Origin of the sequence: Microbispora sp. NPDC046933, from assembly GCF_040644635.1 — a bacterium.
Lineage (GTDB): Bacteria > Actinomycetota > Actinomycetes > Streptosporangiales > Streptosporangiaceae > Microbispora.
Genome location: NZ_JBEYWW010000079.1, coordinates 1 through 8579, shown reverse-complemented (window position 1 = coordinate 8579; position 8579 = coordinate 1). Strand labels below are relative to the sequence as shown.

The window sequence follows — 8579 nt, the reverse complement described above, 5'->3', positions numbered from 1 at the left end:
GAGTCGCCCCCCGCCCCCCGCCCTCCCCCCGCCCGGCCGGGTGCCCCCCTTGCCGGCCGCCCCCGGGGGGCCCGCCGGCGCCGGGCCCGTCGCCGAACGCGGGCGCGGCTACCACTCGCGCGCCGAGGCGAGCAGCACCTCCCGGACGAGGGAGACATGGGGGCGCTCCGGCGCGCCCGCGCGGCGGGCGAGAAACGGGGTGTTGATGGGCGGGTCGCCGGGGTCGAGGAGCGGCACCACCTCCCCCGCGCGCAGCTCGCGAAGGCACAGGTAGCGGGGGAGGACGCTGATCCCGGCACCGGCGGCGACGGCGGCCAGCACCCCGCGAAGGTCCGGCACGACCACGGCCGGTGACATCGGCGGGCGCGTGCGGAACACGTGCCGCCAGTATCTGCGGATGATGGGCAGGTCCTCTGCGTAGGCGACCAGCGGGACATCGCGCAGGGGACCGGGATCGTCGCAGCCGACGGGGCCGATCCGCGCGGCCCAGGACGGTGCGGCCACCAGTACGAACTCCTCGTCCATGAGCGGTTCGGCGACGACCGATCGCCCGCGCGGACGTACGGCGGACAGGACCAGGTCGAAGCGCCCGGCGCGCAGTCCGTCGAGCAGGTCGTCGGCGAGGCCGGTGGTCACCCGCAGCCGTACGCCCCGGTCCACGAGCGGCGCCAGGGCGGGCAGCGCCCGCATGCACAACAGTTCGGCGGGACCGCCCAGATGCACCGGCTCGGAGGACTCGCTTCCCGGCAGGCCCCGTTCCGCGACCGCGGCCAGCGCGTCGAGAGGCCCGGCGACCTGTGCGGCCAGTTCGTCGGCCACCGGGGTGGGCGCCACCCCTCGGGGCAGCCGTTCGAACAACTGGCGCTCCAGTTGCTGTTCGAGACTGCGTATCTGGGCGGTCACGGTCGGCTGGGACAGTCCCAGCAACTGCGCCCCGCCGGTGAGGGAACCGGCCCGGTGCACGGCGAGGAACGTGCGCAGCAGCGTGAGGTCCAGCGGGCCCCGATCGGGGACCTGCCCATCGGAATCCCTATGGGTCATAGTGACAAAGCTATTGGTCTTCCGATGGAGCGGCGACCTAGTGTCGGATCGTCGTCGGCGAGGCCGCCGACTCACCGCGCCTCGTGTACAAGCCGAGGCCCGTCGAGAGAGTTACCGCAATGGCACAGATCCTTTTCGTCATGACCGGCGCCGACCGCCTGAGGCTGGCCGACGGCACCTCGCACCCCACCGGCTACTGGGCCGAGGAGTTCCTCGCGCCGTACCGCGCGTTCACGGAGGCGGGGTACGAGGTGGTCGTCGCGACCCCGGGCGGCGTCGTGCCGCCGGTCGACCCGGCCAGCTTGGCGCCGGAGTTCAACGGGGGACAGGACGCGGACGCCGTCGCCGCGGCGCTGGAGGCCGCCGTGGAACTACGCAGCGCGATCGCACTGGAGAAGGCCGACCCGGGCGAGTACGCGGCCGTGTTCTACCCGGGCGGGCACGGGCCGATGGAGGACCTCGCGTCCGACGCCGACTCGGCCCGGTTGCTCACCGCGGCGATCGGGTCCGGCACGCCGCTCGGCCTCGTCTGCCATGGTGTGGCCGCCCTTGCCGGCACCGCGGACGGTGACGGGACCTCGCCCTTCGCCGGCTACCGCGTCACCGGCTTCACCAGGGCGGAGGAGGAGCAAGCCGGCCTCGCCGACCGGATGGAGTGGGTGCTGGAGGACCGGCTGGTGGCACTGCGCCTGCGCTTCTCCGCCGGCGAGCCGTGGGCGCCGCACGTCGTCGTCGACCGCACCCTGCACACCGGGCAGAACCCGGCTTCGTCCGCCCCGCTGGCCGCCGCGCTGCTGAAGACGCTCAACTGACCCCGGCCCTGGTCCTGTCGTGGCACTGCCTGCCGCCGACGGTCGCGCCACTGCCTGGCGCGGGGCAATCCGACGACTCTGATCGCATCCAGGAACACGGGCCGTTCCCGAGCGGCGGGAGGGACCCCCTCCCGCCGCTTCTGTTCGTGCCGACCCGCCATTCCGTGTACGAGGCGCTCTTCTCCGTGCTCGCCCCGTTACGGCTGTCGACGTTTGTGGGAAATTCCGATTTCCCAAATTCGCCGACGCTTGTCCGCCAGGCCGGGGGTCTATCTAGACTATTCGCCAAATTTTTCCACACGCCAGGTGTTGTGCGTATCAGTGCATTGCTGATACAAGATCACGTGACATCCCACATGCTTGCGAACGGGGTATTTGTGAGAAAGTCACGAATGGTTCTCCTCGCATTACCGAGGGTTTCCGTGCGATGGCCGGGGAGGAGCAAAGCGCTGGTAGCCGTCCTGGCCGCGGCGACGCTCACGGCGGGGGGCCTACCAGCGGCTGCGGAGGACAACGAGCCCGGGCCCAGTGCGGCTCCGCAGCCGGCGGCTCCACCGTTGACGCAATTTCCGAAACCTAAGGATCCGGACGCCCCTCTACGAGAGGCGATCGCGGAGGCGAAAAAACAAGGCAAGCCGGTGCCGGTCCCGTCGAAGGACACCGAGACGAGCTGGACCTGGGCATATCCCGATTCGCATCTCACCACGGAGACCTGGGCGGGACCCGCTCGCGTCAAGCAGCCGGATGGAACGTTCCGCTGGATCGACACGACGCTTGAGGAACGTGACGGCGCACTTCGGCCCAAGGTAGCGAAGGCAGACGTCCAGCTAGGCAACGGCGGTGACACACACCTGGCGTCGCTGGAACGCGCCGACAAAGGGCAGTCGTTCGCGATCGACTGGCCGACCGTGCTCCCCAAGCCCCGTGTCGAGGGCAACAAGGCGATCTACGACATCTCCACGTCCGGCATGAAGGCCGACCTGGTCGTCACAGCCCTGGCCACAGGCTTCCGGCACGACGTGGTGCTGCGCGAGAGGCCCACCGGCCCCGTCGAGTTCCGGCTTCCGGTACGGACCGAGGGGCTCAAACTGGGCAGGACCGAGGCGGGCGGGCTGAAGCTCACCGACGCCAAGGGCAAGGTCGTCGCCTCCGCGGCCGAGCCGTTCATGACAGAGGCGCCGAGCACGGACGTGAAGTCCGCACCGAACACGCGCGGCCGGATCGACGCCGCGCTGGTCGGCAAGAACGGCGCCCAGACCCTCGTGATCAAACCGGATGCCGGGTTCCTCGCGGACAAGGACACCACCTACCCCGTCACCGTGGACCCCACGGTCTCCCTCACGCTGGCGAGGGACGTTTCGGTGCAGTCCTCCAGTTCGAGTGCCGGGGACGCGACCGGATCGACTCTCTACGTCGGCAGCGGCACCTACCTGCAGGCGGAGCGCCGTTGCAGCGGCAGCGTGTGCACCACCACCAACAAGATCTACCCGGACTTCTTCCGGACCTATATCGACTTCGGCAGCGACACCGGCGCCCTGGCCGGCAAGTACGTCGACTCCGCCACCCTGCAACTGGTCGGCTCCTACACCGGCCCGTGTGTGGGCCGTACCATCACCGCGTCGCCGATCACGTCCTCCTGGCTGTCGGTGTCGTACCTCCGGCGCCCGTCCACCTCGGCCACGGGCACGGTCACGGTCACGCCGAGCTGCGGTTCGAACGCCGTGACCAGCTTCAACGTCACCCAGATGGTCAAGGACTGGGTGACCGGGAGCGGGTTCTACGGTGTGGAGCTGAAGTCGGCGGAGGACTCCCGCAGCAGCTGGCCCGACGACCCGAACCCGATCACGGCCCAGTACTGGTCGTTCAACTCCACAGAGGCGGGTCAGAATCCGCCGAAGCTGAGCGTCAACTACCTGCTGCCGCCGGAGATCCCCACGGTGACAGGGGAGTCGATCGACTCGATCGCCGGCAACGACGCCATCTCGCGCACCAGCGACGTGAAGGTTAATTACTCGTCCACCTCAGTTGACGGTAAGAAGATCGACTACCTCGTGTCGATCTCTGACCCGACGACGCCGATCCCGGTACCCACAACCACCCCGTCGCCCGACCCCAGCCCCAGCCCGAGCCCCACACCCTCGCCGTCCCCGTCGAGCACGCCGTTCCCCGGGCTGGTTGCGGCGTACGGGATGAACGAGGGCACCGGGACGGCGGTGGGAGACCAGTCCGGCACCGGCAACGCCGGTACGGCGAGCGGCACGACCTGGGCGGCCGGCAAGTTCGGCCAGGCACTGTCGTTCAACGGCAGCTCCAACATGGTGACCGTGCCGGACTCCCCCTCCCTGCGTCTGACCAACAAGATGACGATCGAGGCGTGGGTCAAGCCTTCCATCGCTACCAGCTGGCGCTCGGTGCTCATGAAGGAGACGGCCAGCAGCACGTCCTATGGCCTCTACTCCAACACCACCTCCGGCCGTACGTTCGTCGGACCCACGAGCTACCTGCAGATCGGCGGCAGCGTCGCCAATGTCAGCGGCCCAAGTGCGCTGCCGACCGGGACCTGGAGCCACATCGCCAGCACCTACGACGGCAGCGTCATCAAGACCTACCTCAACGGCAGCGTGGTCGCCCAGAGCAGCGTCAGCGGCACCCTCGCCGCGAGCACCGGGCCCCTACGCATCGGCGGGAACGGCATCTGGGGTGAGTACTACGGCGGGTTGATCGACGAGGTGAGGATTTACAACGCCGTCCTCACGCAGGGGCAGATCCAGTCAGACATGAACACCGCCGTCGGCAACACGCCGACGGTGGACAATCCGCCGTCGGCTCCGGGGACGCTGAATGCGGTCGCCGGGCCTGACACCGTCGACCTGTCCTGGAGCGCGGCCAACGACGACCATGGCACGGTCACCTACCAGGTGCACCGCTCGACTACCACCGGCTTCACCCCGACGGCGGCCACCCGCGTCGCCACCGTGAACGGCCTGACATACAGCGACAGCGGCATGGTCCAGGGCCAGTACTACTACCGGATCGTGGCGGTGGACAACGCCGGACAGGCCGGTGCTCCCTCGAACGAGGTGGCGGCCAGGACGTCGGCACAGCTCTTCCCGCCGGTCACCGGGTCCCCCTCAGGGCAGGTGGTGAGCAACGAATTCAAGCTGGGCAGCCCCGACAGCTTCAAGTTCAAGGTCAAAGCCTGTCTCAGCGGCATCACCCCCCGGATGTGCAACGAAACCCCCTATTACCGCATCACCACCGACGCTCCGTACGTTCCGACCGATACGGAGACGGGACTGGCTGACCCGCAGGCGCCGATTCTGTCGGCCATGGTGGCACGGCCCTCAGGCGGTCCGGTGACCGCGCGGTTCTACCTCTACAACAGCGTCGGGCAGCCGGTGGGGGCCGTGCCGCTCATCGAACGGACCATCCCGGGCCGTGAGCGCATCTCGGTCGACGTGCCGGAGGGACTCCTGCAGCCCGGGCAGACCTACACGTGGCAGGCGCAGTCGTGTGCCGTGGAAGTCTGCTCCTCGAAATCCGCTCCGGTGAGCTTCACGATCGAAGCAGTGGACGGTGAGACGAGTCCTGAGCCGATCCAGCAGAGTCTGACGCTTGGCCAGAGCAACTTCGTCTTCAAAGCCGCGAAGAGCAGTGCCACAGCCTGCGGTGGTGGCCCGTGCATTCTCCAGGACTCCGACAAGATCACGGTTGGAGGTGAGGGGGAGGACAGGGTCGTCTCCGCATTCGCCCTCAACATGTCCGAGGTGCCGGACGGCGCCGTGGTGACGAGCGCGGTTCTGGATCTCGGTAGTGCCGCCTGCGCGGGTGCACCGTGTCCAGCTGATGCGACCGTCGTGCTTCGCCCGCTCAAGGCCGTGGTGACGTCCGAGACTACAGGAGCGCAACTCGCTGGGCTCGTAACCGGCGGCGACTATTCGATGCCGATAGCCGGCCCGCAGGCGGATATCGCAGGGGACGAGTTCTCCTGGTTCTCGGTCGAGACGAATCAGGCGACTCCGATCACCTTCGGAGAGGCAGACGCGCAGAGCCGAGTAAGCCTGAAGATCTCCTACATTCCCGCGGGGCCGCCGAGCTCGGTGATGAACCTGGTGGCCGACGCGGGTGACGGTTCCGCGACCGTGCGGTGGGGAGTGCCGGAGTCCAACGGCTCCATGTCCATCCTGGACGGCTATGACGTGGAGGTCTTCGACCCCAGCGGTGACCAGTCGGACCACGTGGAGACCGAAGACGCGACGGTCGGAATCGACGGCCTCACCAATGACGTCACCTACACGGTCAAGGTCCGGGCGCGTACGAGGTTCGGGGCCGGCGAGTGGAGTTCGGTTACGGTCATGCCGAAGCCCCTGCCGTCGCCGTGCGACACGGACACGTATACCGACGCCGTGCGCGACTATTACCAGGCGCAGGATGCGGTGCTGGACGGCGAAGCCCCCGACGTGTGGGATGTTCCCAATGTCACGCGCGAGTCGCCGATCGCCGCGTCGCTTTCCCTGCTGAACGCTCCTCTGGTGAGAGCTCACCAGGCCATGTCCGACTCGGCGATCACCCGTACTGACTCTCAGGTCGCCCTGAAAAACGTGGTGGTGTCCCAGGCCGCCGACGGCGAGGTGCAAGTGGCCGCCGAGGTGGAACGCAGGTGGACCGAAAGGAACACCACAAGTGGCGAGACCGAGCCGCACGAGAGCATGGACAAGGTCGTTCACACCTTCGACGCCTGCGACGATCTCAACGCCACGCTCGATGTGGTCGATCAGAACGAGGACACGAGTGACTTCATCGACACGGGTGCCGGTAGCGACGATGCGGACGGCGACGGCGAAGCCTACCTGCGGAGCCTGCACAACCAGTCGGCTTCGCTCGCGAGTGGGAGTACGACGACACGTCGCAGCGACTCGTCGGCGAGTCCCGGCAGCCCGTTGACGGGGAAGGGCGCCATGCATGCGCGTACGGGCGCTTCGGCAGCGGAGACAAGCGTCTCGACGGCGCGATCCTCCTGCCCGTACTCCTCCTGGGGCCTCACCACTGGAACGCCCACACGGTCCTACCGCTACACGAAGGGGACTCTCTTCCAGGTCGCTCACAGCGGTTGGTGGCGCGTGTGCGACCCGCGGCAGGACGACACCGAGTGGGTGGTGGACAAGATGGGGGCAGTCTCGACCTTGTACACCGATTCCTGGTTCTGGAAACCGACGAAGAAGGACCCCAAGACCAAGAAGAACGTGCTGGATAAGGCTGCCCAGAAGCTCAACAAATACATACTCGCCAACTCGTCCGTCGATGTGAACAGCGCCCCGTGCTTCCGCAGTCAGGCCACCACCTACACCATCGAGGTGTCGGGAGCGTTCGGGTTCCCGGATGCCGAGGTAGCCGGCGGTATCAGCCTCGGGCGAACGGCAGGAAAGGACTGCGGTTCCACCGTGGAAGAGCCTGGCGACAGGCTTGGCGGGACGATCTCGAAGAGAAAGGCCGCACTCAGGACCACCCTATGGGTCTCAAGTGATTCTGCCGTGGCGAACTGCTTCCAGAGCGCCGGAAACACCTGCAGCGTCGATCGGTTCCGCCAGACATCGGCTGGGAAGTTCCATCTCAGAAAGGGCCCGGGAAACGTGGCGTTGAAGAGCATCGTCCTCAACAGCGACTGGGTCTGGTACTAGCCTCACAGCCCAACTGATCGTGGTTGACTGACCTCGGGGCGAGGCGCTGCTCCGCGCCTCGCCCCGAGCCGTCGAGGAAATTTGGTGCCCGAGCATCATGAGGAGTGTCGGTATGCGGATGCGTTCACTCGGCGCGCTCGTCGTCGCCCTGCTGTCCATCAGTGCCTGTGGTGGTTCGGAGGCAGCGAGCGCTCCGCGTCCGTCGGCACCGTTTCCCGATCATGCGGAGCTGGTCGTGAAACTCGCCGCTGTGACGACGAACCCGGGACGACGGCTGGATTTGCGCAACTGGTACAGGGAGCCGCAGGGAAGCGGCTACCGGATAGGGGCGACGGGTGAGTTGTGGTCGGGCTTCCGGGGGCCGGTACGTATTTCCCCCAGCTCTTACGCTGTCACCTTGGACGCGGCAGGGAAAGTGGTCCAGGTGCCTGAGCCGTCGCCGGATCCGATTTCCCGTGTGCTCCTCGGGCTGGGAACGGGAGCCGGCTTCGGCACGGCGGCGAAGGGTGACGGCAGCGCCTGGGTACTGAAGAGACTCCCGTCGGGCCTGACCGTGGAAGCGATAATCGAGTTCAAGAAGCCGGTGACGGAGAAGGCCCTGGGCGTGGAGAACGGCCCTCCTGAGCGTGTACTCCTGTCGAGGTCCCGCAAAGCCGGCTCGCCGCTCTACTGGGATGGCGACGAAGGGTGCACGCCAGGCTCTCGATGCGTGGAGTGGTCGTCCGTGGACCAATTCAGAAGTTGGGTCGCGCGGCTCGCCGGTACCGACGAATCCAATCTGCGGAAGTTCGGACTGGCACTGGGAGAGCTGAGAAAGGCGGCTTCGGACGGGCTGATCTATGGAGTCATCACGGAATCGTCGCCGAGGCGCCTGCGTGAGATGAGCCGCGACAAGAACGTGCTGGGAGTGTGGATCACGGATATGTGGCCCTGTCCGAAGAAGGAGTCCTGCCCCTAGGGCGTGTATTTGGTTGTGATCAAGGGGTGGTCCGGGTGAGGTCTTTGATCCAGATCATCGCGGCGCGGAGGTGGAGGCCGGCGAGGTAGC

At 67.3% G+C, this 8579-nt stretch carries 4 protein-coding genes; 3 read left to right on the top strand and 1 reads right to left on the bottom strand.

The features are described 5' to 3' along the window. Positions 1 to 108: 108 nt before the first annotated feature. On the bottom strand, positions 109 to 1041 hold the full coding sequence (locus ABZ857_RS43695; RefSeq protein ID WP_357056762.1) for a LysR family transcriptional regulator: 933 nt from the start codon (positions 1039 to 1041) through the stop codon (positions 109 to 111). A 119-nt stretch (positions 1042 to 1160) separates the two neighbouring features. On the opposite strand from ABZ857_RS43695, the gene ABZ857_RS43690 reads away from it, so the two are divergent. The 3 genes from ABZ857_RS43690 (at position 1161) to ABZ857_RS43680 (ending at position 8489) form a co-directional block, all read left to right on the top strand. After that, positions 1161 to 1853 (top strand): type 1 glutamine amidotransferase domain-containing protein, encoded by a 693-nt coding sequence (locus ABZ857_RS43690; RefSeq protein WP_357056759.1) that lies wholly within the window; start codon positions 1161 to 1163, stop codon positions 1851 to 1853. Positions 1854 to 2410: 557 nt separating this feature from the next. Continuing rightward, positions 2411 to 7531, top strand: coding sequence for a LamG-like jellyroll fold domain-containing protein (locus ABZ857_RS43685; protein WP_357056756.1), 5121 nt, complete (start codon positions 2411 to 2413; stop codon positions 7529 to 7531). A 112-nt stretch (positions 7532 to 7643) separates the two neighbouring features. Then, a complete protein-coding gene (locus ABZ857_RS43680) occupies positions 7644 to 8489 on the top strand; it encodes a hypothetical protein (RefSeq protein ID WP_357056753.1) in 846 nt (281 codons plus the stop codon). Positions 8490 to 8579: the final 90 nt, after the last annotated feature.